The 24,433-nt window shown below is 44.9% G+C and carries 26 protein-coding genes; 23 read left to right on the forward strand and 3 right to left on the reverse strand.

Going from position 1 to position 24,433, the window contains the following annotated elements:
* Positions 1-64: 64 nt before the first annotated feature.
* The gene (locus VLG36_02320) at positions 65-928 is read right to left on the reverse strand and encodes an aquaporin (protein ID HSW77608.1); all 864 of its coding nucleotides are present in this window, start codon (positions 926-928) and stop codon (positions 65-67) included.
* A gap of 82 nt (positions 929-1,010) precedes the next feature.
* Between VLG36_02320 and VLG36_02325 the strand changes: the two genes are divergently transcribed.
* The 12 genes from VLG36_02325 to VLG36_02380 all read left to right on the forward strand — a co-directional run bounded on the left by VLG36_02325 (position 1,011) and on the right by VLG36_02380 (position 13,085).
* Complete coding sequence (locus VLG36_02325; protein HSW77609.1) at positions 1,011-1,253, forward strand: hypothetical protein; 243 nt, start codon at positions 1,011-1,013, stop codon at positions 1,251-1,253.
* A gap of 71 nt (positions 1,254-1,324) precedes the next feature.
* Entirely contained in the window at positions 1,325-2,332 is a 1,008-nt protein-coding gene (locus VLG36_02330; protein ID HSW77610.1) for a phenylalanine--tRNA ligase subunit alpha, read from the forward strand.
* Positions 2,329-2,763, forward strand: a complete 435-nt coding sequence (locus VLG36_02335) for a hypothetical protein (protein ID HSW77611.1) — start codon at positions 2,329-2,331, stop codon at positions 2,761-2,763. The genes VLG36_02330 and VLG36_02335 overlap by 4 nt, the downstream gene beginning before the upstream one ends.
* Entirely contained in the window at positions 2,760-5,249 is a 2,490-nt protein-coding gene (gene pheT, locus VLG36_02340) for a phenylalanine--tRNA ligase subunit beta (GenBank protein ID HSW77612.1), read from the forward strand. The genes VLG36_02335 and pheT overlap by 4 nt, the downstream gene beginning before the upstream one ends.
* 77 nt (positions 5,250-5,326) lie before the next feature.
* The gene (gene cyoA / locus VLG36_02345; GenBank protein ID HSW77613.1) at positions 5,327-6,244 is read left to right on the forward strand and encodes a ubiquinol oxidase subunit II; all 918 of its coding nucleotides are present in this window, start codon (positions 5,327-5,329) and stop codon (positions 6,242-6,244) included.
* Position 6,245: 1 nt separating this feature from the next.
* Positions 6,246-8,246, forward strand: a complete 2,001-nt coding sequence (locus VLG36_02350; GenBank protein ID HSW77614.1) for a cbb3-type cytochrome c oxidase subunit I — start codon at positions 6,246-6,248, stop codon at positions 8,244-8,246.
* Entirely contained in the window at positions 8,243-8,848 is a 606-nt protein-coding gene (gene cyoC, locus VLG36_02355; protein HSW77615.1) for a cytochrome o ubiquinol oxidase subunit III, read from the forward strand. The genes VLG36_02350 and cyoC overlap by 4 nt, the downstream gene beginning before the upstream one ends.
* 1 nt (position 8,849) lies before the next feature.
* On the forward strand, positions 8,850-9,206 hold the full coding sequence (gene cyoD, locus VLG36_02360; GenBank protein ID HSW77616.1) for a cytochrome o ubiquinol oxidase subunit IV: 357 nt from the start codon (positions 8,850-8,852) through the stop codon (positions 9,204-9,206).
* A gap of 3 nt (positions 9,207-9,209) precedes the next feature.
* Positions 9,210-10,073 carry a heme o synthase gene (gene cyoE / locus VLG36_02365; protein HSW77617.1) on the forward strand — a complete coding sequence of 288 codons (864 nt, stop codon included), beginning with the start codon at positions 9,210-9,212 and terminating at the stop codon, positions 10,071-10,073.
* 76 nt (positions 10,074-10,149) lie between these two features.
* Complete coding sequence (locus tag VLG36_02370) at positions 10,150-11,349, forward strand: FAD-dependent oxidoreductase (protein ID HSW77618.1); 1,200 nt, start codon at positions 10,150-10,152, stop codon at positions 11,347-11,349.
* Between the two features lie 54 nt (positions 11,350-11,403).
* Positions 11,404-12,102, forward strand: coding sequence for an FKBP-type peptidyl-prolyl cis-trans isomerase (locus tag VLG36_02375; protein ID HSW77619.1), 699 nt, complete (start codon positions 11,404-11,406; stop codon positions 12,100-12,102).
* Between the two features lie 38 nt (positions 12,103-12,140).
* On the forward strand, positions 12,141-13,085 hold the full coding sequence (locus VLG36_02380) for an FAD-dependent oxidoreductase (protein ID HSW77620.1): 945 nt from the start codon (positions 12,141-12,143) through the stop codon (positions 13,083-13,085).
* Positions 13,086-13,101: 16 nt separating this feature from the next.
* Here VLG36_02380 and VLG36_02385 read toward each other — a convergent pair whose 3' ends face one another.
* Positions 13,102-13,800, reverse strand: coding sequence for a glycerophosphodiester phosphodiesterase (locus VLG36_02385; GenBank protein HSW77621.1), 699 nt, complete (start codon positions 13,798-13,800; stop codon positions 13,102-13,104).
* A gap of 58 nt (positions 13,801-13,858) precedes the next feature.
* Here VLG36_02385 and VLG36_02390 point away from each other — a divergent pair, with 58 nt between their 5' ends.
* Positions 13,859-14,389 (forward strand): inorganic diphosphatase, encoded by a 531-nt coding sequence (locus tag VLG36_02390; GenBank protein ID HSW77622.1) that lies wholly within the window; start codon positions 13,859-13,861, stop codon positions 14,387-14,389.
* Between the two features lie 46 nt (positions 14,390-14,435).
* Here the strand turns inward: VLG36_02390 and VLG36_02395 are convergent, their stop codons facing one another.
* Complete coding sequence (locus tag VLG36_02395; GenBank protein ID HSW77623.1) at positions 14,436-15,974, reverse strand: RelA/SpoT family protein; 1,539 nt, start codon at positions 15,972-15,974, stop codon at positions 14,436-14,438.
* 176 nt (positions 15,975-16,150) lie between these two features.
* On the opposite strand from VLG36_02395, the gene gap reads away from it, so the two are divergent.
* From gap to VLG36_02445, 10 genes are all read left to right on the forward strand, one after another.
* Positions 16,151-17,179 (forward strand): type I glyceraldehyde-3-phosphate dehydrogenase, encoded by a 1,029-nt coding sequence (gene gap / locus VLG36_02400; protein ID HSW77624.1) that lies wholly within the window; start codon positions 16,151-16,153, stop codon positions 17,177-17,179.
* Positions 17,180-17,212: 33 nt separating this feature from the next.
* Positions 17,213-17,494, forward strand: a complete 282-nt coding sequence (locus tag VLG36_02405) for a hypothetical protein (GenBank protein ID HSW77625.1) — start codon at positions 17,213-17,215, stop codon at positions 17,492-17,494.
* An 83-nt stretch (positions 17,495-17,577) separates the two neighbouring features.
* On the forward strand, positions 17,578-18,027 hold the full coding sequence (locus tag VLG36_02410; protein ID HSW77626.1) for an RpiB/LacA/LacB family sugar-phosphate isomerase: 450 nt from the start codon (positions 17,578-17,580) through the stop codon (positions 18,025-18,027).
* A 2-nt stretch (positions 18,028-18,029) separates the two neighbouring features.
* Complete coding sequence (locus tag VLG36_02415) at positions 18,030-18,674, forward strand: hypothetical protein (GenBank protein ID HSW77627.1); 645 nt, start codon at positions 18,030-18,032, stop codon at positions 18,672-18,674.
* A gap of 72 nt (positions 18,675-18,746) precedes the next feature.
* Positions 18,747-19,610 carry a transketolase gene (locus VLG36_02420; protein HSW77628.1) on the forward strand — a complete coding sequence of 288 codons (864 nt, stop codon included), beginning with the start codon at positions 18,747-18,749 and terminating at the stop codon, positions 19,608-19,610.
* Positions 19,610-20,602 carry a transketolase C-terminal domain-containing protein gene (locus VLG36_02425; GenBank protein HSW77629.1) on the forward strand — a complete coding sequence of 331 codons (993 nt, stop codon included), beginning with the start codon at positions 19,610-19,612 and terminating at the stop codon, positions 20,600-20,602. Before VLG36_02420 ends, VLG36_02425 begins: the two co-directional genes overlap by 1 nt.
* 8 nt (positions 20,603-20,610) lie before the next feature.
* Complete coding sequence (locus VLG36_02430; GenBank protein ID HSW77630.1) at positions 20,611-21,522, forward strand: class II fructose-bisphosphate aldolase; 912 nt, start codon at positions 20,611-20,613, stop codon at positions 21,520-21,522.
* An 8-nt stretch (positions 21,523-21,530) separates the two neighbouring features.
* A complete protein-coding gene (locus VLG36_02435; protein HSW77631.1) occupies positions 21,531-22,502 on the forward strand; it encodes a carbohydrate kinase family protein in 972 nt (323 codons plus the stop codon).
* A 56-nt stretch (positions 22,503-22,558) separates the two neighbouring features.
* Complete coding sequence (locus tag VLG36_02440; protein HSW77632.1) at positions 22,559-23,812, forward strand: hypothetical protein; 1,254 nt, start codon at positions 22,559-22,561, stop codon at positions 23,810-23,812.
* On the forward strand, positions 23,812-24,432 hold the full coding sequence (locus VLG36_02445) for a hypothetical protein (GenBank protein HSW77633.1): 621 nt from the start codon (positions 23,812-23,814) through the stop codon (positions 24,430-24,432). Before VLG36_02440 ends, VLG36_02445 begins: the two co-directional genes overlap by 1 nt.
* Position 24,433 lies beyond the last annotated feature (1 nt).

Genomic DNA, 24,433 nt, shown 5'->3' on the forward strand with positions numbered 1-24,433 from the left:
GATTCATGTATCATAAAAAATACCGCTCGATAAGGAGCGGTATTTTTTATGATAAAAGTAACTACTAGTAAGCTGCTTTTTCTTCTGGTTCTTCGCTTGTGCGAATGAGATCGTATAGCACGAAACCGATAATCGCACCAAGTGAGGCACCGATAACATATACAAGAATCGGCCATACGCTTGCGAAGTCAATTGCCTGTAGTGCAACGGCAAGTGCTGGGTTAAGAATTGCACTTCCACCAAGCATTGTTGCAGCTGAGCCTGCCATCATCAAACCAAGGAATGCACCAAGGCCGACGGTCAGGGCAGCAGCTGTTCGTTCTTTCTTTTCGCGGGTAGCACCAGCCACAGCAAATCCGAAGATGATTGCTCCAATGAACTCGCTCAAGAAAATGAACCATTCTTTACCTTGTGGAATAGCCGCAGCCTTAAAGAGCTGTGCACTAGATGCGTACGTGCTTGCTGATGATCCTGCTGGAGCATTGTTAACGTACGCGTCAAGAATGACGAGTGCGAGCATTGCACCGAGAACTTCAGCAACGATGTAGGCAAGTGCGCGGATACCGCTCATGCGCTTAGTTACCCATGCACCAAGTACAAGTGCTGGGTTTGCGTAACCACCTGAGATTGTACCGATTGTCAGTACAACACCGGCAAGCGCAAAGAACACTAAGATTGGTTGGCCCTGTCCTGCGATGACAGCACCTGCCAAGATGAACGTACCGAGAAACTCGGCAATCAAAGCGCCAACAAGTGGTGTACGGCTTAGACCGAACTTGAGCGACCTCTTCTTAGGTGATGAGGCTGCCTGCATGACTGGGCGTGACTCAACGGCTTTGACGGTCGTTACTTTTGTCATTGTTTGCTTTGCTGCAGTCGATTTGTTAGTCGACTTTTTCGCAGACGAAGCGGCTTTTTTGGTAGCCATGTATTTCCCTCCTTTATAGTGAAATATAGGGTTAGTATATCATACCTTTCTGAGAGTAAACATGAGTGCTATACTTTAAGACATGGCATTATTTGTAAAACAGAGCGAAGACAGAACTGAATTACAGCAGCGTCTAGCCGCCGAGCTTCGCGAAAAAGCGAAACAGCGCGCTGCTCGCGAGGACGACCGTCCGGACGGTATTGAGGATTCTGAATTTCTTCGCAATACGAAACGAACAACTAGCCTAGCGTGGGTATGGGTACTTATCATTTTGTTTGTGCTCGCAGTGATTGTTTATTATGCTGTAAAATCAACCAGCACATAAGCTAGGTCGTCTAGAATTTAGTCGTTTAGTATCGATTTTTTCCCCTAAGATAGCGTATACTATACGTAGTTATGACTAATATCGAGGAATTACGCCCCCTGCTTCTTAATCAGATTGCCGTGTCTGAGCAGCCACGTGACGTATTGAAGAGCAATCAAATAAAACAACTGTATGCAGTTATTCCAACACTCGATCCAAGTGAGCGCGGTGCGTATGGTAAAGCGGTTAACGAGTTAAAAGTTATACTTGAGGCAGCTGTCACACTACGTGAAGCAGAGCTTGAGGATGGCACAGTCGAGCCAATTGATGTGACGGCACCGCGAGACATCAACGCTGCCGAACCCCATCTTCTTTCAACTGAACAGGGCACACAACATCCATTGACGCATGAGCTAGAAAACGTTATCGATATTTTTACGCGCATGGGTTTTGAGGCAATCGAGTCACGCCAAATCGACGACGATCACCATATGTTTGGTGCGCTTAATTTTCCTGAAAATCACCCAGCTCGCGACGGTTATGATACGTTTCGCACCGAAGAGGGTTTTATCCCGCCTGCACATACCTCCACAATGCAAAACCGTATCCTTAAAGATGGCCGCAAAAAACTTGAGGCCGGTGGTCAAATCGCTGCTATTAGCTATGGTCGTGTTTTTCGCAATGAGGACGTAGATCCAACGCATGAACACACGTTTTATCAATGTGAAGGTGTGTTTGTTTCGAAAGATGCAAGCTTGGGTGAGATGCTTGGTACATTGCGTAGTTTCTTCGAAACTTATTATGGTCAAAAGCTAAAAATCAAAACACAGCCTGGGTACTTTCCATTTGTGGAGCCTGGACTAGAATTTGCAATCGAAAAACCTGCGGCACTTGGTGGTAAACCAGGTGAATGGCTCGAGATGCTTGGTTGCGGTATGATTCATCCGAATGTTTTAAAAGCTGCTGATATCGATCCTGAAATCTACCGCGGTTTTGCCTGGGGTGGCGGTGTTGATCGTTTAGTAATGCTAAAGTACGGTATCGAAGATGTGCGACATTTCGAATCTGGCAAACTGCAATTCTTAAGGAAATTCGCATGATAACCGAAAGTGATCGGGAACTTATAGCTACAGCATCAGAGCTATTAAAAGAACGCTATGCACCCTATATGCACACTGTTGCTGCTGCGCTGAAAACCAAAGATGGCCAGATAGTTACGGGCATTAACATAGATCATTTTAGCGGGTTTGTGTGTGCAGAGACCTCAGCACTTAGCAGGGCGATTAATGATAAGACGTATAGTTTCGATACGGTGGTTGCTGTACGCCTAGATGATGATGGAACTCCGCAAGTTGCAAATATGTGTGGAAAATGTCGACAAATTTTTCATGACTATGCTCCTGGAATCCGTGTTATTGTTGCCGATAGTGAAGGCGTATCAGCAAAAGCAATTGAAGAGCTACTGCCGTACTCGTTTGTTCGACAGCAGAGAAAAATACAGTCCGCAATTCAAGGAGGTGTCAGACTATGATTATTTCAGTAAACTGGCTTAAGAAATTTACCGACGTCGATTTGCCGATTGATGAATTAGCAATACTCATTGGTGCCCGCCTTGTTGAGATCGAAGAGATTATTGACTATGGCGCAAAATACAAAGATGTTGTTGTTGCAAAAGTTGTTGAGTGTAGACCACTCGAAGGATCGGATCATTTAAATGTAGCGATGCTTGATGATGGCGGCAAGACACACGATGTTGAGCGTGATGGAAACGGGTACGTACAAGTTGTCTGTGGTGCGCCAAACATTCGCAAAGATTTGCTGGTTGCATGGTTGCCGCCAAATACGGTCGTGCCGGAAACGTACGACACGAACGAGCCGTTTATATTGGGCGCACGTAAGCTGCGTGGCGTTATGAGTAATGGAATGATCGCAAGTCCACGCGAGCTTGCACTTTTTGACGAGCATGAAGGTATTTTAGAGCTCGATGAAGATTTTGCGCCAGGAGCGTCGTTCGCTGAAAGCTACGAGCTTAACGATTATTTGCTGGATATTGAAAACAAGTCGTTAACTCATCGTCCAGATACATTTGGGATTATTGGTTTTGCTCGTGAAGTTGCCGCGATTCAAGGTAAGACATTCAAAACGCCAAATTGGCTCGGGATGATTGAGCCGGAGTTTGCGCCGCGTGAAGGCGATGTCGAAGCGCCAACCGTTACAATTGAAGACGTAAATATCTCTCGTCGTTATCAAGCTGTTGTCCTATCGGGTGCAGATGGTGCGGCGAAATCACCACTGCGAATACAAACATACTTGTCGCGTGTTGGAGTTCGTCCTATCAATGCGATAGTCGATGTAACGAACTATCTTATGATGCTTACAGGACAACCGCTCCATGCGTTTGACTACGACAAACTAGTAGAAGTGGGTGGCGGTAAAGCTGATATTCATGTCCGCGTAGGTCGTGAGGGTGAAAAACTCGAGCTACTCGATGGTCGTGAGATTGTATTGACGCCAGAGGATATCGTTATTGCAGCGGGTGAGACGGCAATTGGCCTTGTAGGTGCGATGGGCGGTGCAAGTACCGAAATCGACAATACCACCAAAAATATCATTGTCGAGAGTGCCACATTTAATCTTTATAATCTCCGTGGTACACAAATGCGACATGGTATTTTTTCTGAAGCGATTACGCGTTTTACGAAGGGACAGCCTGCCGAGCTAACCGCACCGGTGCTTGCCGATGCCGTGCGTCTTATGGGCGACTTTGCTGGCGCAAAACGAGTAAGTGATGTAGCCGAAAGCTATCCCGGTAGAACGACTATTCAATCTGTACGTTTTTCGACTCAAAAGACCAATGACATTTTGGGTGCTGAGCTGTCAGAAGAAAATATGACAGCGAGTATGCGTCATGTTGAGTTTACTGTGGAGGGAACGGGCAATGAGCTGCTGGTTACGCCTCCATACTGGAGGGCGGACATTCACATTGCTGAGGATATTGTTGAAGAAGTAGGACGACTCTATGGCTTTGATAATATTACGCCAACACTTCCTAGACGTGATTTTACGGCTGTACGCCCAGATAATTTCGATCAAGTTCGCGCCGAGGTGCGAAAAGCATTGGTACGGGCTGGTGTAAATGAGGTGCTGACCTACAGCTTTGTGCATGGAGATCTTTTAACGAAAGCCGGGCAGAAACCAACCGATTCGTACCGTCTTGTTAATTCGCTTAGTCCCGAACTTCAGTATTATCGTCAAACTATTACGCCGAGTATTCTAAATGTTGTTCACGGGAATGTGAAGCAGGGATACGATAAGTTTGCATTGTTTGAAGTAAATAAGGCTCATCCAAAACAACACGGAATGACTGAAGAAAATGTGCCAGCTGAGGTGGACATGATTGCCCTGACGCTCACAAGTAAAAGACCCCAGGCGGGCGCCGCTTACTATGAGGCAAAAAGGATCTTAGATTACCTGGCCGCTTCTCTTGGTTTGGAACTGCGGTATGCTCCTATGGAAGTCGACCCTAATTATCCTGTTGCAGCACCATTCGAGCATCGCCGCTCTGCATTGGTGACTGACAGGAAGACCGGTACTTTTCTTGGTATTGTCGGTGAGTATAAAAAGTCTGTTGTTCGAGCCTTTAAGCTTCCAGAACACACTGCCGGATTTGAAATTGGTTCGATTCCCGTGTTAGAGGCTGTTCAGAAACTGACGAGTGGCTACACCCCCATTAGCCGTTATCCCAGCACAGAACGTGACGTATGCTTTCAGGTATCACTTGAGACGGCGTATCAAAATGTTATTGATACTGCCGAGGCTGCCCTGGTAGACATTGAACTTGAGGCGAATGTTATGCCAGTCGATATTTACCAGGCAGAAGGCTCGACGAAAAAGAATATCACCATTCGACTCGGTCTAACCTCTCACGAGAAGACACTTACGGGCGAAGAGGTCGCTTCAGTTATGGACATAGTCACAAGGCAAGTCGTCGCTGCTACTAGCGCAACCGTGATCTAGATCACATCAAATGTAATTGCGCACATCCATAAAGAACGTGTATGATGGGGACATAACGTTTATGTTTAAGGTATATTGTGCGTAGAAGACTTGTTTTTAAGATAACAATCGTAACCCTCTTAGTTGTGACAATCATTATGGCTGCTTGGTCGTATTTTAAAAATGTCAATGTGGCTGTATTAAATCCACAGGGAACTATCGCTAATCAGGAGAGGGGACTGATCATTTTTACGGTCATCTTAAGTTTAGTTGTAGTTATTCCAGTCTTCACTCTCTTAGGGATGATAGCTTGGAAATACCGCGAAAAAAATACCAAAAAAACCACGTATAGACCCAATTGGGATGGCAGTCGTTTGTTCGAGACAGTCTGGTGGGGAATTCCTTGTGTCATTATCCTGATTCTTTGTATTGTGACGTGGCAGACGAGCCACCAACTTGATCCGTATAAGCCATTGAGCTCGGATATTAAGCCTATTACCGTGCAAGTGGTTGCTTTGCAGTGGAAATGGCTCTTTATCTACCCTGACCAGCATATAGCGAGCGTCAACCTTCTTGAAATTCCTGAAAAAACGCCAATTAATTTTCAAATTACCTCCGATGCTCCAATGAATGCCTTTTGGATTCCAAACCTAGGCTCACAGGTTTACGCTATGAGCGGTATGTCGTCGCAGTTACATTTAATGGCAGATACAACGGGTGACTACCCAGGCTCGTCATCTAATATAAGCGGTACACATTTCGCTGACATGAAATTTATCGCGCGTGCGGTAAGCCGTGGTGATTTTGATACCTGGACAACACGGGCGCAACAAGGCTCAACGTTCGCTTGGAGTGAATATAAAAGCTTAGCACAGCCTGGTGTGGTGGCGCAGCCAACAAGCTATGACCTTGCTGATTCGAACCTTTATGCCGAAATTGTTGCTCAGTATCTACAACGACCGACAAAAAAGACCAATACGCAGAGCGGGCCGCAAATGAATATGGAAGGAATGTAAAATGATCAGTACGATAGGTAGTTTTTTATTGGGACGACTTAATTGGAGCGCACTGCCTACGGAGCCTGTTACCCAGGGTGGGGCTGTGGGGGTTGTTGTACTTGGTATTTTGGCGGTAGCGGCAATGTTTTATTTTAAGAAATGGACATGGCTATGGAAAAATTGGATTACGACGCTTGACGCAAAGAAGATCGGTGTCATGTATATTATCGTCGCCATTCTTATGTTGCTTCGAGGTTTTTCGGACGCGTTAATGATTCGTGCACAGCAGGCACTGGCGAGCGGAAACGCCCATGGCATTGTTAGCTCGGACACGTTTCAACAAGTGTTTTCAGCACACGGTACCATTATGATTTTCTTTGTTGCGATGGGACTGATGTTTGGTATTATCAACCTTGTTTTGCCGCTGTTGCTTGGCGCACGCGATGTTGCCTTTCCATTTCTCAACTCGGTAAGTTTCTGGCTATTTGCGGCCGGCATGATTTTGATAAATGCTTCGCTTGTGATGGGCGGCTTTTCACCAGGAGGCTGGCTCGGCTACCCTCCACTTACGGAACTCGCGTATAATCCCGGACCTGGTGTTGACTACTGGATATGGTCACTCCAGATTGCAGGTATAGGTAGCTTGCTGTCGGGTATTAACTTTTTAGTTACTATACTTAAAAAACGTGCACCAGGCATGACGCTTATGAAAATGCCGATCTTTGCATGGAGCGTTTTGACGATGACATTATTAGTGATTTTTGCCTTTCCAATTTTGACCGCAACGCTTGGTATGCTCGGGCTCGATAGACTGATGGGTATGCACTTCTTCACATCCAGCTTTGGTGGTAACCCGATGATGTATATTAACCTCATCTGGGCATGGGGCCATCCAGAAGTGTACATACTTATTTTGCCGGCATTTGGTATTTTCTCTGAGATTGTAGCAACTTTTTCTCGTAAACGATTGTTTGGCTATAAAACGATGGTCGTGGCGCTATTCGGTATTACATTCTTGTCTTTCTTAGTGTGGCTGCATCACTTCTTTACCATGGGCGCCGGGGGGGATGTAAACGCTTTCTTCGGCATTATGACGATGATCATTGCCATTCCGACAGGGGTCAAGGTATTCAACTGGATCTTTACGATGTACCAAGGAAAAATCAATTTCGCTACGCCTATGCGTTGGTTTATGAACTTTGTCGTAACCTTCACGATAGGTGGGGTGAGCGGCGTTCTTATGGCCGTGCCAGCAATCGACTTTCAGGTTCACAACAGCTTGTTTCTTGTTGCACACTTCCATAACGTCATTATTGGTGGCGTAGTATTTGGATATTTCGCAGGCTTGACGTACTGGTTTCCTAAAATCTTTGGGTTTAGACTTAATGAACGACTCGGAAAATACGCGGCATACTGTTGGATTGTAGGTTTTTTTGTTGCGTTTACACCGTTATATATTCTTGGCCTTATGGGTGCAACCAGGCGGCTGGATCATTATGATGGGCAGGGTTGGCAAGCGCTGTTCATTATAGCGGGTGTCGGAACGCTCATTATTGCACTTGGTATTGGACTACAGCTACTGCAGCTTGGTGTAAGCATCTGGCAGCGCAAGAAGAACATTGATACGACAGGCGATCCATGGGACGGTCGTACACTAGAGTGGTCGGTTCCATCCCCTGCACCAGCCTATAATTTTGCCGTTATACCTACCGTTGCGGAGCGCGATCCATTTTGGGAAATGAAGGAAGCTCGAAAGTTAGGACATATGCCAAAGGCACCCGTTTATAAAGATGTATGGCTACCTAAGAATAGTGGGCTTGGCATAATAATTGCTGGTTCAGCATTCCTCGGTGGTTTTGGTCTTATTTGGCATGTATGGTGGCTTGCTGCCATAGCGGTTATTGGTGTTGCCGTGACCGTTGTTCTTCGTGCTAGTGACGACGATACTGAGTATGTTATTACCGCAGCTGAAATGAAGAGTTTGGATGCGCCACACCACCAGAAAGGACAACTTGTATGAGTGAACTTGTTATGAGCAATCAGGCAGAAAAAAGTATGAATAACGAGCAGAATCTTACCAAATCTCTTGGTTTTTGGATCTACCTTATGACTGATTGTGTGTTGTTTGCCAGTCTATTTGCGACCTATGTCATCCTACGGGGTAGTACGTATGGTGGTCCATCTGGTCACGATGTATTTAATATGCCGGCGGTATTTGTTGAGACGATCTTGCTGCTCACTAGCAGCTTTACCTGCGGATTAGCTGTCGTCATGGCTAAAATTAATTACAAGCAGGCGGCGCTGGTTTTTTTGACGCTAACATTTGTGTTTGGTGCCGGCTTTTTGACAATGGAGTTGAGTGAATTTAGTAACCTTGTGGCAGCGGGCCATAGTTGGCAAGCGAGTGCATTTTTGTCTGCATTCTTTACCTTAGTGGGCACACACGGTTTACATATTAGTGTTGGTTTATTATGGATTGCCGTGATGATTTTTCAGGTGATGAAACGCGGATTTACCGACGGTGTGCTGAGGCGGTTGACTCTATTTGCGCTGTTTTGGCACTTTTTGGATATTATATGGATATTCATTTTTACTATCGTGTACTTAATGGGGGTCGCGTAATATGGAAAAATCAAAAACTCTTTCAATGTGGCCGTACATTGCTGGCTTTATCCTGTCGGTATTGCTTACATTTTCGGCTTATGAGTTTGTTGTTAACCACTATGTAGGTGGAGTAGGTTTGATTGCAATCATCGTAACGCTTGCCATTACGCAGCTTATTGTTCAATTGGTGTTTTTCCTTCATCTGGGTCGTGGAAAAGAGGCCAAGTGGAATCTTGCCGCGTTTCTATTTATGTTGATGATCCTTGTTATTCTAGTAGCTGGTTCGTTATGGATTATGTATAACCTCAATTACAATATGATGTCTCCAGATCAAATGAATAGTTATATGCAGGCGCAAAGTAAAGCGGGATTTTAGTCGATGGCTACGTTTAAAGATTACTATTCGCTTACGAAACCGGGGGTTCTGTACGGCAACGCGATAACGGCGGCAGCCGGGTTTTTACTCGCGAGCCATGGCCACGTCGTTATTTGGCTATTTATAGCGCTCTGTGTGGGTTCGACTCTGATGATCGCTTCGGCGTGTGTACTTAATAACTTCCTTGACCAGGATATTGATAGCAAGATGGAGCGTACGAAAACGAGGGCAATAGTTGCCGGAAAAGTTAAAGGACGTGATGCGGTCATTTTGTCGATCATTCTTGGTATAGTCGGGCTGTTTGTGCTTGTCCTATGGACGAATTGGTTAGTAGTAGCTGTGGGGCTTATAGGCTATATAGATTACGTCATATTTTATGGAATGCTTTCAAAAAGATTATCCATACATGGCACACTTGTGGGTAGTATATCGGGTGCGGTTCCAATTCTGGCTGGCTATGTGGCGGTGGCCGGACGTATTGATATTGGGGCAATTATTGTATTTGCTATCTTATTTTTATGGCAGATGCCGGAGTTTTATTCCATTGCCATTTACCGACAAAAAGAATACAAGGCAGCCGGCGTTCCTGTCATATCTGTAGTTAAGGGTGTAAAAACAACGCGTGTCCAAATTTTTGCGTATACACTAGCATTTGTTGTCGTGACACTTTTACTAACGGTCTATGGTTTTGCGGGTTATAGTTATTTTGTAGTGATGGCGCTCCTGGGCGCTTATTGGCTTTGGATTGCTTCACAGGGCTTGCACGCCAAAGACAGTGATACTTGGGCAAGGCATATGTTTCGGTTCTCATTGATCATTTTGTTGGTCTTCTGTGCAATGATTTCGTTGAATAGTCTTTTGCCATAAGCGTGATCTTGATCTTAAGAGGTCAAGACGGTATGATAAAGAAAACGTTTCACCATAATACAGAAAGAGAAAACCTATGAAAATTACGATAGTTGGCGGCGGATTTGGTGGAATCAAAGCAGCGCTCGAGCTTGCAAAGAACCGCAAAAATCACATTACACTCATCAGTGATAAGCCAGACTTTCAATACTACCCCGCATTGTACAGTTCTGCGACGGGTCACAGTCACTTAGAATCGTGGGTTCCATTAGGTGAAATTTTCGCAGGTAAGAGCAATATTCGGGTGGTGCTCGATACAGTCGAAAAGATTGATACGATTAAGAAAGAATTGACCGGAAAAGCTGGGATGGTCTATCCGTATGAGCGTTGTATCCTCGCACTCGGATCTGTTACGACATATTTCAATATTGAGGGACTCGAGACCTATGCATATGGTATAAAGTCCGAGGCTGAGATTAAGGCTCTAAAACATCACCTCTACTGTGCGATTGCTGAAAAGCATGAGGTTGATAAGCATTATGTGGTAGTGGGTGCGGGTCCTACTGGCGTTGAACTTGCAGCAGCTCTTGGCTCGTATTTGCGGCAGCTATGTGATCATTACGGTGTCAGTGATAGCAAGATTCGGATTCACTTGATCGAAGCAGCACCTCGTGTACTGCCAAAAATGAACGAGCACGTGAGTGCGCGCGTCGAAAAGCGTCTTAAAAAACTTGGCGTCAAAATTCAGCTTGGTAAGGCGGTTCAGTCAGAGACTGCAGATGAGATTATGGTAAGTGGTAAGCCAATCAAGAGTCATACGGTTATTTGGACCTCGGGCGTTATGAACAATCCATTCTATGCGGCCAATAAGGATCAATTCAAGTTTGCACCGCACGGGGGAAGAGTTGCGGTTGATCAGTACATGCGAGCAGCTGATGACGTGTACGTGATTGGCGATAACGCAGCAACACTTTATACAGGGCTTGCACAAACGGCGCTTCATGATGCAAAATTTGTTGCCGCTAACATTAAACGCGAGCAACGAGGTATGCGGCCGTGGGAGTATCGTGCGGTCGAACCTATCCTTATCGTACCTGTGGGTGATCGCTGGTCGGCTTTCGAGTGGCATAAACTGCGGTTATACGGCTGGATAGGCGCACTTCTTAGACGAGCAGCTGATTTTGTTGGGTACTCAGATGTACTACCTATTGGTCAGGCTCTTGGTGTATGGCGGGCATCTACTGTTATGGAGGACGACTACTTTACACCTTCCGCTCCAGACGAACCGTCGAAATAATCGTCTCAATCTGCTATACTGTAACGAGCAAAAATAGTGAGGGAATATTTCAAGATGGCGACACCAAAAAGTCAGCGCATTGGTATTTGGGTTATTGCGATTGTTATGATTATCGGTACGATAGGCTCATTTGCTGTTATGATTTTAGCAAGCAAGAACAGTAAGGTTGATCAAGCTCGCGTACAACAATTATCGGCTCAATATCAAAAAGATTATCAGGCATATCAGACCAAAGTCAGCTCTCAGGCTGATCAACTGTCGACTCAATATTATAGCGATTTCAACAGCTACTCGAGTCAAGTGGGTAAGTTTGATACTGGCAGTGTAAAGTCACTTCAGACAAACGACTTGAAGGTGGGGACGGGCGCTGCTCTTACGAAGACCTCGACCTTTACCGCATATTACATTGGCTGGACGCCGGATGGCAATATTTTTGATAGTTCGATAGACAGTGGTAAGCTGAAGGCTCCTATTAGTGCTGCACCAGGTGGTGTTATCACTGGATGGACTAACAGTGTCGACGGTATGAAAGTTGGTGGTGTACGTGAACTTACTATTCCAGCTGATCAAGGTTATGGCGCCAAAGGCAGCGGGGATAAAATTCCACCAAACTCACCACTCAAGTTTATTATTATGGTCATCCCAACTCCTGATGTAATTGCGCAGCCTGCGGTTCCACAAGAATTGATTGACTACTATAACAGTACTGGTGCGTCATCAACTCCAACAAACGCAAGTTCAAATAGTAATTAATGCTATACTTAATATAGTAAATATAATAGGAAAACAAAATGGAAGATACAGTTCGAGATGTTGTAATGATTGGCGCCGGTCCAAGTGCTTTAGCGGCTGCCGTCTACACGACTCGTGAAGCAATTGATACCGTATTATACGAAAAAAGCGTCATTGGTGGCCTTGCAGCAATAACCGACCAAGTAGACAACTACCCTGGATTTCCCGATGGAGTTCCTGGTTTAGAGTTAGCGGAGCGACTTGAAAAACAAGCTGAACGCTTTGGTGCGCATATTGAATATGGTGATGTATCTTCTATTCGGGATGAGGGCGACATAAAAGTTGTTATCGTGGATGATCAAGAAGTCAAAGCACGCGCCGTGCTTATTGCAACGGGTAGTGACTATAATAAAATTGGCGTTCCGGGTGAGAAGGAATATTATGGCCGTGGCGTTCACTACTGTGCAACATGTGATGGAGCGTTTTATCGCGACAAACGACTTGTTGTAGTGGGCGGCGGTAACTCAGGGTATCAAGAAGCACTCTTTTTGACTCGGTTTGCTTCTCACATTGATTTGCTTGTTCGCAGTACAGTAAAGGCAAGTGAAATTTTGCAGCAGCAAATGCAAGAATACGTTGATAATGGTAAGGTAACCGTTCATCTGCAAACCGCTGTAGACGAAATTGTCGCAGTTGATAAAAGAGTTGTTGGAGTTAAAGCCACAAAAGACGGTCAATCGGTTACATTTGACTGTGATGGTGTTTTTGTATTTGTTGGGCTTAAACCTAACACTCAGTTCTTAGCTGGTAGTGGCATCGAGCTTGATGCACAGGGGCTCGTTAAAACTGATCAACACCTTTCTACGAACATTCGCGGTATTTATGCCAGCGGTGATGTACGGAGTGGTGCGACTATGCAGGTAGCGAGTGCAGTTGGTGAGGGTGCTACGGCTGCGCTCTCGATTCGAGAGTATCTAGACGATTTTAAACATAAGAATAAGTAGCAAAATACGCCGGCAACTAGTCGGCGTATTTTTTTATTTCAGAGAGGATAATGTCTGGACGATCAGTAACGACAGCGTCTAGGCCTTGTTCCGCAAGTTTTAACGCGGTATGTGGTCGGTTGACCGTATATGCGTAAGTAAAGATCCCCGCGCGTTTTGCGATTTCGAGCGCAAACCGATTAATATAGAGGCGATGAAAGCCAACTGCTGTAAGCTGGAGTTTTCTATGATAGGCAATGAAAATAAATGGATTTTCACTATGTAAGAGACCTAGATTTGCATTTTTACTAACCGATCTAATGCTGGAGAGCTCGGAACCTTTGAACGATGAGAGAATAATATTATCCCACTGTTCCTGTTTTTTTATGTAACGGTTTTTGATCAGTTCGGCAACAATCTTACCAGCGCCCCTACCTTTAATTTCGATGTTTAATACAATGACACCAAAAAAATCATCTAATACTCTAGTGAGCGGCACGATAGGATTATCTTTTATTTTTTCTTCAAGTTCTTTTAAGGTGTGGCGACCAATAATTGAGGCGTCGTGGTGAGTGCGAAGTGTATGGAAATCATGACTTAAGACGGGAATCTTGTCTTTTGTCAAACGAATGTCGAATTCAAGCATGTCTGCACCGGCTTTAATACCGGCACGCATAGCCTTAAGGCTGTTCTCGGGCGCTAAGCCGGCGGCCCCCCGGTGTCCAATCACTAACATAATTGTTTTCAAGTATAACAAATTTGTTACAATAGGGACAGTTAAGCAAAGGAGACCTATGGCTGATTTTAATAAAATTCTCACGCCCGGCAATGTAAGTGACGGTACGATCAATGTTGTTATCGAAATTCCTGCTGGCAGTATGCACAAAATTGAATGGAACCGCGATCTTGCTGTGATGCAACTTGATCGTGTGGAGCCTTCAGTTTTCGCAAAACCAACAAACTACGGATTTATTCCACAAACACTTGATGAAGATGGTGATGAACTAGATGTTCTACTGGTGACAGACGCACCACTTCCAACAGGTATCTTTTTGGAAGCAAAAATTATTGGTGTTATGAAGTTTGAAGACGACGGCGAAGTAGACGACAAGATCGTTGCAGTACCTGCCGATGATCGTAATACTGGTAATGCGGTCAATGCACTAAGTGATTTGCCACAACAACTTATTAAGCAGATTGAGTTCCACTTTAATCACTATAAAGATCTTAAGAAGCCTGGTACGACTACTGTAAAGAGTTGGGATGATAGTGAAGAGGCAAAGCGAGTTATCGCAGAGTCTATTGAGCGTTGGAATAATCGATAGTACTTCTTCTGAGTAAAAATAACCCGCGGTTTTAAGCGGGTTATTTTTACTTGTTACGTTTACGGAGTGCTTTTTGTTTAATGACATTGGCAGCGTCGCTGATCGTTTCGATAAGCTCAAGTTTCTTGAGTTGAGCCCGTAGCTTTTCGCGTGCATGATTGGTTTTTACAAGATCGAGCCATGCCTGTCGAGGATGTGATAATTTGCGCGTTACGACTTCGACCACATCACCATTCTGAAGAGGCTTGTCAAACGGATGAATGTTACCGTTCACCTTAAAACTATAAGCATGCTTACCAATGTCACTATGTACCATAAAGGCGAAGTCGAGTGGTAGGGCGCCATAGGGTAGGTTATAAATGTCTCCCTTAGGCGAGTAAACAAAAATACGATCTCCAAAAAGATCGACATTAAGCTGGTCTTCGGATATGTCATCGCCTGAACGTAGACGAGAGGCGATTTCTTGAAGCTGAGTTATCCATTGCAGTTGTGCGGGTAGGTTTGAGACTGTACGTTTCTTAACATAGTCTTTAGAGTTTTTACGCTCGTGATAATGGAAACTAGCCGCAAGACCGCGTTCTGCGTAATCGTGCATCTCGTAGGTCCTAATCTGAAATTCCACTATTTGCTTACTCGGCGTGATAACTGTTGTATGAAGACTTTGATAGCCGTTTGGTTTTGGCACGGCAATATAATCTTTAATACGCGAAATCATTGGTTGATACATCGAATGAAGAATGCCGAGTACTTTGTAGCAATCTTCTTTATTCTTTACGACTACGCGTAGTGCCATAAGGTCGTAGATGTCGTCGATGTTATCGCCAACTTTTTGTAGTTTTTTATGAAGACTATAGATGCTTTTAACACGGCCATTAACTTCAAACTCGATGTTATGTTTTTTAAGTTCAACTTCCACCTCTTGACGAACGGCACCAAGTTTACGCGTGCTTTTCCCAAGTCGCTTCTTCATGAGATTACCGAGTCGGTGGTATTCCTTGGGGTCGAGATAACTAAAGGCGAGCTCTTCAATTTCCATTCGAACACGACCCATACCGAGACGGTCGGCCATGGGTGCAAAAACCTCAAGACTTTCACGGGCGATTTTTACTTGCTTTTCAGGCGGCATGTACTGCAGAGTAGAGAGGTTATGAAGACGGTCGGCAAGTTTAATGATAATGACGCGTACGTCCTGACCGACGGCAATGAGCAGCTTTGAGAGGTTATCCTTGGTTTGCGGCAGATAGCTTTCAAGGTTGCGCATACCGGCTCGGGCTTGAGAAACCTTAGTAACTCCGTCGACTAAAAATGCAACGTCTCGTCCAAATAGGTTTTCGATGTTATCGAGCGTGGCATCCGTATCCTCTACGGTATCATGCAAGACGCCGGCAAGTACTGTGTCAATATCCATGCCCCAATCAATAAGTGTGGCCGCCACGGCAAGTGGATGAGATACATACGGCTCGCCACTTTTACGTTTTTGACCTTCGTGTGCTTTTGTTGCAAAGTCGATCGCATGATCAAGCTCAAGGATTTGATCTTCCTCGTAGTGAAGCTTAGCTTGATCGAGCACATGGTGTTTTTTCATGTATTGCTAGTATAACACTAGTGGAAATAAAAAATATACTCTGTTGAGAGGAGAGGTGGTCGTTATATGAAATTTTTTATAGAGGCATTTTCATAACTCTATTGAGAGATGTGAAAATCAATATATAATTGATAGTGAAATGCTAATGCTTTTAAAAGATAAAGGGAGTAAGTTGTATGAGTCAAGTAAACCTCGCGATTAACGGCTTTGGTCGTATTGGTCGCAATGCCTTCAAGATCGCTTTTGAAAGGAGCGATCTGACAATTGTAGCTATTAATGATTTAACAGATACAAAAACCTTGGCACACCTATTAAAACACGATTCTTCGTATGGTAACTATCAGCACGAAGTGAGTTATGATGATGACGGTATCGTTGTGGATGGCAAACACATTAAGGTGTTAGCTCAAAAGGATCCAGCGCAACTGCCATGGCATGATCTTAAGGTCGACGTAGTCATTGAAAGTACGGGTTTTTTTGTTGAACCTGCTAAGGCGCGCGCACATATTGATCAGGCTGGTGCTAAACGAGTGATTATTAGTGCTCCGGCTAAGGGTGAAGGTTCGGACACTATTGTTCTTGGTGTTAACGAAGAACTAATTGGAAAAGAAGGTACAAGCGACGTACTAAATAATGCAAGTTGTACGACCAACTGTATTACACCAGTTATGGCAGTGCTTGAGAGTAACTTCGGTATCGAAAAAGCTATGATGACAACCATCCACAGCTACACGGCTGACCAGCGACTACAAGATTCGCCACATAAAGATTTGCGTCGCGCACGTGCTGCGGCAGAAAACATTGTACCAACGAGTACGGGTGCGAGTATTGCTGCTGGACAGGCTCTTCCTGCAATCGCTGGTGTGTTTGGTGGCTTGAGCATTCGCGTACCAACCCCAGTTGTAAGCCTTAGCGATTTTGTCGTAGTGACAAAACGCGATGTTACGATGGATGAGGTTATTGCTGCCTTTAAAAAAGCCGCTGACGAGCCATTCTACCAAGGGATTCTGTCGGTTACTGAAGAGCCTCTCGTCAGTAGCGATTTTAAAGGTAACAGCCATAGTGCGATTGTAGACTTACCATTAACAAACGTTGTTGGTGGCAACCTTGTAAAGGTTGTCGCATGGTATGACAACGAATGGGGTTATAGCAACCGCCTTGTAGAATTAACAGCGGATGTTGGACGTGCGCTTCAGCAGAGCTAGTCTGCTTCATAAATAATCAAATAGGAAAGTTATATGTGGCAAACTTTAGTACTTGGTCTCCTAGCTGGAATATTTGCTGGTAACGGCGTTCCGCACTTCGTTAGGGGTATTACGAAGCAGACGTATCCGATGATGTTTGGTAATGGACCGATCCCTAATCTTATTGCTGGGTGGACTAGCCTGGTGATTGCAGCTCTTCTAGCTCATTTCTCACGGACATATCAACACCCTCATGTCGCACTTGTGGCGATAGCGGTTGGAGTGTTACTCATTGGTCTTTTTCATGCGGGACATGGAGCGTTCGGCAAGAAGTAATAGAAACGCGAGATAGCGACAAAGCACCCCTAAATTATATTGGGGTGCTTTTGTTTTGACATAAAAATGCTTATACTTAAGATATGAAGATTTTCCTGGGTGCAGATCATCAAGGCTTTGCTATGAAAGAGCAAGTTTTTGCCTATCTCGTGAAACGTGGTTTTGATGTTGAAGATGTCGGAGATAAAGAGCTTTCGCCAGATGACGATTTTCCGGAATTTGCACAACTTGCTGCATTAAAGGTGCTTGGCAGTGACGACAAAGACCCACGTGCAATTTTACTTTGTGGTGGTGGCCAGGGAATGTGTATGGCGGCGAATCGTTTTAAGGGAATTCGAGCTAGTGTCATTTGGGACGCTTATGAGGCACGTATGACTCGTAATGACAACGATAGTAACGTGCTATGTCTTCCGTCGCGTGTTCTTAAAAATCACGAGGGCGAATGGAAAGATATCATAGACACCTGGGTTGATACGCCATTTGCAAATGCCGCCAGGTTTAGGCGTCGTAATGCGCAGATTGATGAGCTGTAGTTATGAGTGTTATTGCCCCGGCGCTACTTGCTGAAACAGCCGATTCTTATAAAGAGATGGTAGAGCGTATTCACCCATTTGCGCAAAGAGTTCATATTGATATTAGTGATGGTGAGTTTGCACCGACATTTACTATTGGCGCTGCGCAGGTATGGTGGCCACAGGAATGGATAGTTGATATTCACGCCATGGTTGCTAGGCCGAGCGAACATCTCGAGACTCTCATCAGTCTCAAACCTCATATGATTATTTTTCATGCAGAAGTAACAGAAGATATTGTACCGGTACTGCAGCATATTAAACAATTTGGTATTAAGGCCGGCGTGGCGTTACTGCGATCCACCGTGCCAGCTAAAGTTGCAAATGCTATTCAAGCAGCCGACCACGTTATGATTTTTAGCGGTGAACTGGGCAAATATGGTGGCACGGCGAGTTTGATGCAACTCGAGAAAGTTCGCCTTATCCGGATGATTCGTCAGGATGTCGAGATAGGCTGGGATGGTGGCGTTAATGTGGAGAATGCTTATAGCTTAGCTCAAGGTGGCGTCGACGTTCTTAACGTTGGTGGCGCGCTTGCAAAAGCAGCCGATCCTCAGGCTGCCTATACGGGTATGGTGAATGAGATCAATAAACATAGTGTGATTTAGCGCATTCTCTCCGCATGAAAAACATGCTAAAGTATAGGTAAAGCATAAGCGCCTAAGGAGGGCTCGGGGCAGGTGAGTGTTAGACTGACGATAACGCAACTGGAGCATAAAGCAAATGAAGTCCGTAAGGACATTATTAGCATGCTTGAAGCAGCAGGTAGCGGCCATAGCGCCGGTCCGCTTGATCTCGCCGATGCAGTAACGGCTCTATATTTTAATATCATGAATATTGATCCAGCACGTCCTGACTGGCCTGAGCGTGATGTATTTTTCCTTAGTAACGGCCATACTGTGCCAGTACAGTATGCAGTCATGGCAGAGCGGGGCTATTTCCCTAAAGAGGAACTACTAACACTTCGAAAGCTCGGTAGTCGCCTACAAGGTCACCCTGAACGTACAAAACTACCAGGTCTCGAGAATACAAGTGGGCCGCTAGGGTGTGGTTTAAGTCAGGCGGCAGGTTACGCGTACTCATTACAATATTTTGAAGATGCTCGTCATCGTTTCGTATATGTTATCACCGGTGACGGTGAGCTCGATGAGGGTAATATTTGGGAAGCTGCTATGTTTGCGGGCAAATATAAGCTAAGTCAGCTGATTACATTTGTTGATCGTAACAATATTCAAATTGATGGTTCGACCGAGAATGTCATGCCACTTGAAGATCTCCGTGGTAAGTGGGAGAGCTTTGGTTGGCACGTGCAGGAGATTGATGGCAATAACATCGAGAGTGTTATCGAGGCTGCTAGTATGGCTCGTGCGATTACTAACCGTCCGAGCGTCATTATTATGCATACCGTTCCAGGTAGAGGAGTCGATTTTATGGAATACGACTATAAATGGCACGGCGTGCCACCCAACAGTGAGCAAGCTAAAGAAGCGCTCACGAAGTTGCGGACACTTGACGGCAAGATCACCTCAGGAGATATAGAATAATGTACCCACTTAACCCTGACCTCTATAATGACAATGTCAAGAAGGAGCCGATCCGTGCAGGTTTTGGCCGTGGCCTGAAAGCAGCAGGTGAGGCAAACGATAAAATTGTTGCGCTATGTGCAGATCTTACAGATAGTACCAAAATGTCACTATTTCGTGACGCTTTTCCCAATCGCTTTGTACAAGTAGGTATTGCTGAGCAGAACCTTGTGACCCTTGCAAGTGGTATGGCGCGTGCTGGCAAGATCCCTTTTACGAGCAGCTATGCAGCATTTAGCCCGGGTCGTAACTGGGAACAGATTCGCACAACAATTGCGCTTAATCAGCAACCAGTCAAAATTATCGGCTCGCACGCTGGCGTAAGTGTTGGTCCGGATGGCGCAACACATCAAATGCTTGAGGACATTGCACTTATGCGTGTGCTTCCTAATATGGTTGTTATCGCGCCAGGAGATAGTATCGAAGCTGAAAAAGCAACGAAAGCTATTGCGGAAAATGGCAAACCAACCTACATGCGTCTTGCTCGCGAAGGCACTCCAATTTTTAGTACCGAAGAATCTCCATTTGAAATTGGTAAAGCCTACGTACTTCGTGAGGGTCGAGATGTCACGTTACTCGGTACTGGTACGATGACATATCAACTCCTCGTAGCAGCAACGGAACTCGAGGAGCTAGGTATACAGGCGGAGGTCGTCCATGTGCCAACTATTAAGCCGCTCGATACGGAGACTATTCTTGCGAGCGTTAAAAAGACCGGTCGAGTTGTATCTGGTGAAGAGGCGCAGGCAGCTGGCGGCTTCGGTGGGGCTATTGCAGAACTACTCACTGAAAATCTGCCAACCCCACTGCTTCGTATTGGTATGAAGGATAGATTTGGTGAGAGTGGTAATCCTGAAGAACTGATGGCCTACTTCGGGCTAGACAGCCACTCTGTTGCACTTGATGTTAAAGACTTTACTGATGCTATGCCACGGTATCATCAGGGATTTTAAGGAGGGTTATGGGACTAACAATTAAGCAAATTCGCGACAACACGGTGCGAGCGCGTCATTTAATGCAGCGATCGCGAAGACAAAAATTTGCCGTCGGTGCGTTTAATATTGATAACCAAGAGACACTGATCGCTGTTTCAAAGGCTGCGCAAAAATTACAGTCGCCAGTACTCGTTGAAGTTAGCCATGGCGAGGTAGAAGCGATGGGAATTGAAAACATTCGCGACCTCGTTGATAACTATCGTGATGAGTATGGTGTTGAGATGTATATCAATCTTGACCATAGCCCAACGGTTGATGCCTGCAAACGTGCGATTGATGCTGGGTATGAATTTATTCACATAGACATATCACAAGCGAATCACGATGCTCCACTTGACGAAATTATCGCCAAGACAAAGGAAGTGGTAGAGTATGCTAAATTTACAGGTGCACTTGTAGAGGCTGAAGAGCGATACTTTATGGGCTCCTCTAATCTTCACAAAGAGGCTATCGACTATGAAGAGGTAAAGAAATATAATACAACACCAAAAGAGGCAGCAAGTTTTGTTACGCAAACAGGTATTGATACGCTTGCCGTTCAAATTGGTAACTTACATGGTTTATATTCTGTTCCTAAAAAACTTGATTTGGAGTTACTTCAAGAAATTCGCGATGTTATTGATTGTCAAATAAGTCTGCATGGTGGTAGCGGTACCCCACTTCATTACTTTGAAGATGCAGCAAAAATAGGTGTGAGCAAAATTAACATCAATAGTGATATGCGCTATACGTTCCGCAAAACGCTTGAAAGAGTTCTTTCAGAAAATCCCGATGAATACGCGATAGTTAAACTCATGCCTCAGGTTTACGATGCCGTTCAAGCCGTCGTAGAAGATAAAATCCATGCATTCGGTAGCGCTAAAAGGGCGATTCGCTAACCCTGACTATGAGCGACAAGAAACCAGTCATTCTTGCCATCGGTAAGGCGTCGCAAGACGTATTTCTTACGAGCACTAAAGATTTTCAGCCATATCTTCATAAAGGCGTACAATATGAGCAGTTGCCACTTGGTAAAAAGTTACATGTTGATCATATCTATTTTTCAACTGGTGGAAACGCTACAAACGCCGCCGTGACTTTTGCAAGGCAGGGACTACATAGTAAGTATATGTGGGTACTCGGAACGGATACGTCGAGTCAGGCTATTTTAAGTGCGCTTGACGAAGATGATGTTGATACGTCCGAAGTAATCCAAGATCAACATTACCAGCCAAGCTATTCAACAATTATTCTTGCGCCTACTGGTGAACGTACGGTTTTAAACTATATGGGCACCGATATTGAGAAGTTCGTTCGTTCGTTTAACATTGAAGGGGTCACAAAGGTGGACTGGCTCTATCTTTCGTCTGTTAATAACATGAAACTTCTTGAGAAAATCGTGTCTCTCGCAACTAAAGCTGGAGTTAAGATAATGATGAACCCATCAGGAGCTGAACTTGCTGAACCGCATAAGTTGAAGGCACTCCTTGAGGATGTCGAGGTTATTTCACTTAATAAAGAAGAGGCTCAAGAGCTCGTTTCAGGCGAGACGCTTGAGGAACTTGCTCGTCACTTAACGCACTACTGCACGGTCGCGATCGTCTCCGACGGGCCTAACGGTGTAGTCGCGACAGACTCCAAAACTATAGTTCGAGCAGGTATGTACGAAGATGTTAAGGTGGTCGACCGACTTGGCGCGGGCGATGCATTTAGCTCAGGTTTTTTGAGCCAGTGGGCGGTAGGTAGATCACTTGCTGACTCGATTATTTTTGCAAGCGCTAACTCTACATCCGTTGTAACAAAAATTGGAGCAAAACCAGGCATCCTGTATGCCAATGCAAAACTCCATTCTATGCCACTCCATGAGAAGCCGTTCTAGATTACCTAAGCGTAAACATGATATACTTCGTATAGAGAAATAAACGGAAGACAAACATGGCAAAATTTTTACGTGACCTGCTTGATGCTGAAGAACCTGTTTTTTCCATGGCATTAAAGCAGCTTGAGAAAGCAAGCGGTCATCCTGGTGCTGATGCCAAATTAATTGGTAACATCCTCGAGAAGGCGCATGATCGAATGCGTAAACTTGGACTCGATCCTTCCAATACGACTGGTCGGGAGTTTTATCAGGCACTCCTTGCGCGTATTGCAAGTGACAACGAGCGTGTAACAAAACTGGTGGGTGCAACAGATAGTAGCGATGTAAAGCAGCTCGTGCCTTTGCTTATAGATGCTGCAAATAAGGTTGATTTTAACCGCCGTGTTTTTGTGATGAAACGAGAGAAGGCTAAAGAGTTTCTTCGACAGATGCCACCTAAAAACCTTATGGCAAAACTAGGCTATGAGACAGTAGACGCTTTGTTTCAAGGTGAAGATTTTGACGAAGTATACACTGCACTTAGGTTTTCGGAGGGCAGCGATTGGTTGAATGACTATAACGAGTGTCTCAAAACCGTCACAGTAGATGACTATGAGGAACGTGATATTCGTATTTTAGCGATGGATCACAATAAATACGTTGACCTCGCCGAGCGCTTTACCCAAAAGAAACTCCATAACGTTACTCACACTAAGGAGCTGGGTGTTATTGTTGTTGTCCCGCTTCGGGATACGCATTCAAAGGGCTTAACGCTTAAGACATTGCCCCTTCTCTTGCACTATTTAAACGAGGTTAAGTTATATTCTAACTTTTTTAAACTCAAATCTCGTCAGCCTGACTTTGGTGAGATAGTCGTGACGACACTTATTGCTGATCCTGGTAATGCGAGTCAAATGGCTGGCCAATACGTTCACTGGCGTGTGATTCAGCGGTACTACGGTAAATTGAAAGACGAATCACACAAAGAGGATTTTGAACCACATGTTCATCCCGAGGATCTTCATTGGCGCAAAGCCGAGGACCTTCTTTACCAAATAGATCCAAAAATGGAATTTTGGAGAGGGATTGACTACGTTGCGCTACCCTTTGATGGCCTACCCGTCTCGGCGAATTTTGTCGATGCATCACTGAGTTACGCTAATAATATGACCTATGAGGATCGCTATTTTTATCATATGCGCGAGAGTCTATGGAACGAGATATTTATTCGGTATATGAGTTATCCCAACCTCGAAAAACAGATTTTGCAGCAACTCGATAATGATATGGTAGCGCCTGAACAGCTGAATGTAGAAACGGAGAAGAAATAATGAAGTATCAAATTTGTGTATCGGGCGCAGCAAGTGGTGATACGGTTCATAAATCGCACGAGCTTGCCTATGAGTTGGGAAAAGAGATTGCTAAATCAGGTAAGACTCTCCTTACGGGCGCTACGGTTGGATTGCCACATTATGCAGCCCGGGGTTTTGTGAGTATCCCTGATTCTATGGGCGTTTCGGTCGGCTTCTCTCCGGCAAGCTCGTTCCGTGAGCATGTTGCAACCTATAGGCTTCCGACAAAAGAATTCGACTACATCAACTTTACGAGTATGGAATATGTTGGCCGTGATGTACATCTGGTTCGTAGCTGTGACGGTATTATTACTGTTGGTGGACGAATGGGCAGCTTGCATGAGTTCTCGACGGCACTTGAAAGCAGAAAAGTTTGTGGTGTTCTTCTTGGAAGTGGTGGCCTAGCCGACTACATTCCGCGACTTTTGAAACACATTGAAGCGCCGGGCGCTAAAGATGTGATTTTCGATTCTGATCCACAGGCACTCGTACAGAAGGTTATTGCCGCCCTGGATGTAAAATATGCAGACTTTTTACAGCAAGGTGAGGTTGAAGATCTTGATCGAGACGAAGATTACCATAGGGTAGGGAAGGGATAAT

It is taken from the genome of Candidatus Chromulinivoraceae bacterium (assembly GCA_035478595.1).
Classification (GTDB): Bacteria; Patescibacteriota; Saccharimonadia; order Saccharimonadales; family Saccharimonadaceae; genus CAMLKC01.

What these genes read in the sequence shown, in the direction of transcription:
- VLG36_02430 (HSW77630.1), top strand. Translation starts at nt 20,611, where the DNA reads ATGGGACTAACAATTAAGCAAATTCGCGACAACACGGTGCGAGCGCGT.
- VLG36_02370 (HSW77618.1), top strand. Translation starts at nt 10,150, where the DNA reads ATGAAAATTACGATAGTTGGCGGCGGATTTGGTGGAATCAAAGCAGCG.
- VLG36_02410 (HSW77626.1), top strand. Translation starts at nt 17,578, where the DNA reads ATGAAGATTTTCCTGGGTGCAGATCATCAAGGCTTTGCTATGAAAGAG.
- pheT (HSW77612.1), top strand. Translation starts at nt 2,760, where the DNA reads ATGATTATTTCAGTAAACTGGCTTAAGAAATTTACCGACGTCGATTTG.
- VLG36_02405 (HSW77625.1), top strand. Translation starts at nt 17,213, where the DNA reads ATGTGGCAAACTTTAGTACTTGGTCTCCTAGCTGGAATATTTGCTGGT.
- VLG36_02415 (HSW77627.1), top strand. Translation starts at nt 18,030, where the DNA reads ATGAGTGTTATTGCCCCGGCGCTACTTGCTGAAACAGCCGATTCTTAT.
- VLG36_02440 (HSW77632.1), top strand. Translation starts at nt 22,559, where the DNA reads ATGGCAAAATTTTTACGTGACCTGCTTGATGCTGAAGAACCTGTTTTT.
- VLG36_02375 (HSW77619.1), top strand. Translation starts at nt 11,404, where the DNA reads ATGGCGACACCAAAAAGTCAGCGCATTGGTATTTGGGTTATTGCGATT.
- VLG36_02385 (HSW77621.1), bottom strand. Translation starts at nt 13,800, where the DNA reads ATGTTAGTGATTGGACACCGGGGGGCCGCCGGCTTAGCGCCCGAGAAC.
- VLG36_02330 (HSW77610.1), top strand. Translation starts at nt 1,325, where the DNA reads ATGACTAATATCGAGGAATTACGCCCCCTGCTTCTTAATCAGATTGCC.
- VLG36_02435 (HSW77631.1), top strand. Translation starts at nt 21,531, where the DNA reads ATGAGCGACAAGAAACCAGTCATTCTTGCCATCGGTAAGGCGTCGCAA.
- cyoC (HSW77615.1), top strand. Translation starts at nt 8,243, where the DNA reads ATGAGTGAACTTGTTATGAGCAATCAGGCAGAAAAAAGTATGAATAAC.
- VLG36_02445 (HSW77633.1), top strand. Translation starts at nt 23,812, where the DNA reads ATGAAGTATCAAATTTGTGTATCGGGCGCAGCAAGTGGTGATACGGTT.
- VLG36_02425 (HSW77629.1), top strand. Translation starts at nt 19,610, where the DNA reads ATGTACCCACTTAACCCTGACCTCTATAATGACAATGTCAAGAAGGAG.
- VLG36_02320 (HSW77608.1), bottom strand. Translation starts at nt 928, where the DNA reads ATGGCTACCAAAAAAGCCGCTTCGTCTGCGAAAAAGTCGACTAACAAA.
- VLG36_02325 (HSW77609.1), top strand. Translation starts at nt 1,011, where the DNA reads ATGGCATTATTTGTAAAACAGAGCGAAGACAGAACTGAATTACAGCAG.
- VLG36_02380 (HSW77620.1), top strand. Translation starts at nt 12,141, where the DNA reads ATGGAAGATACAGTTCGAGATGTTGTAATGATTGGCGCCGGTCCAAGT.
- VLG36_02350 (HSW77614.1), top strand. Translation starts at nt 6,246, where the DNA reads ATGATCAGTACGATAGGTAGTTTTTTATTGGGACGACTTAATTGGAGC.
- VLG36_02335 (HSW77611.1), top strand. Translation starts at nt 2,329, where the DNA reads ATGATAACCGAAAGTGATCGGGAACTTATAGCTACAGCATCAGAGCTA.
- cyoE (HSW77617.1), top strand. Translation starts at nt 9,210, where the DNA reads ATGGCTACGTTTAAAGATTACTATTCGCTTACGAAACCGGGGGTTCTG.
- VLG36_02395 (HSW77623.1), bottom strand. Translation starts at nt 15,974, where the DNA reads ATGAAAAAACACCATGTGCTCGATCAAGCTAAGCTTCACTACGAGGAA.
- VLG36_02390 (HSW77622.1), top strand. Translation starts at nt 13,859, where the DNA reads ATGGCTGATTTTAATAAAATTCTCACGCCCGGCAATGTAAGTGACGGT.
- gap (HSW77624.1), top strand. Translation starts at nt 16,151, where the DNA reads ATGAGTCAAGTAAACCTCGCGATTAACGGCTTTGGTCGTATTGGTCGC.
- cyoD (HSW77616.1), top strand. Translation starts at nt 8,850, where the DNA reads ATGGAAAAATCAAAAACTCTTTCAATGTGGCCGTACATTGCTGGCTTT.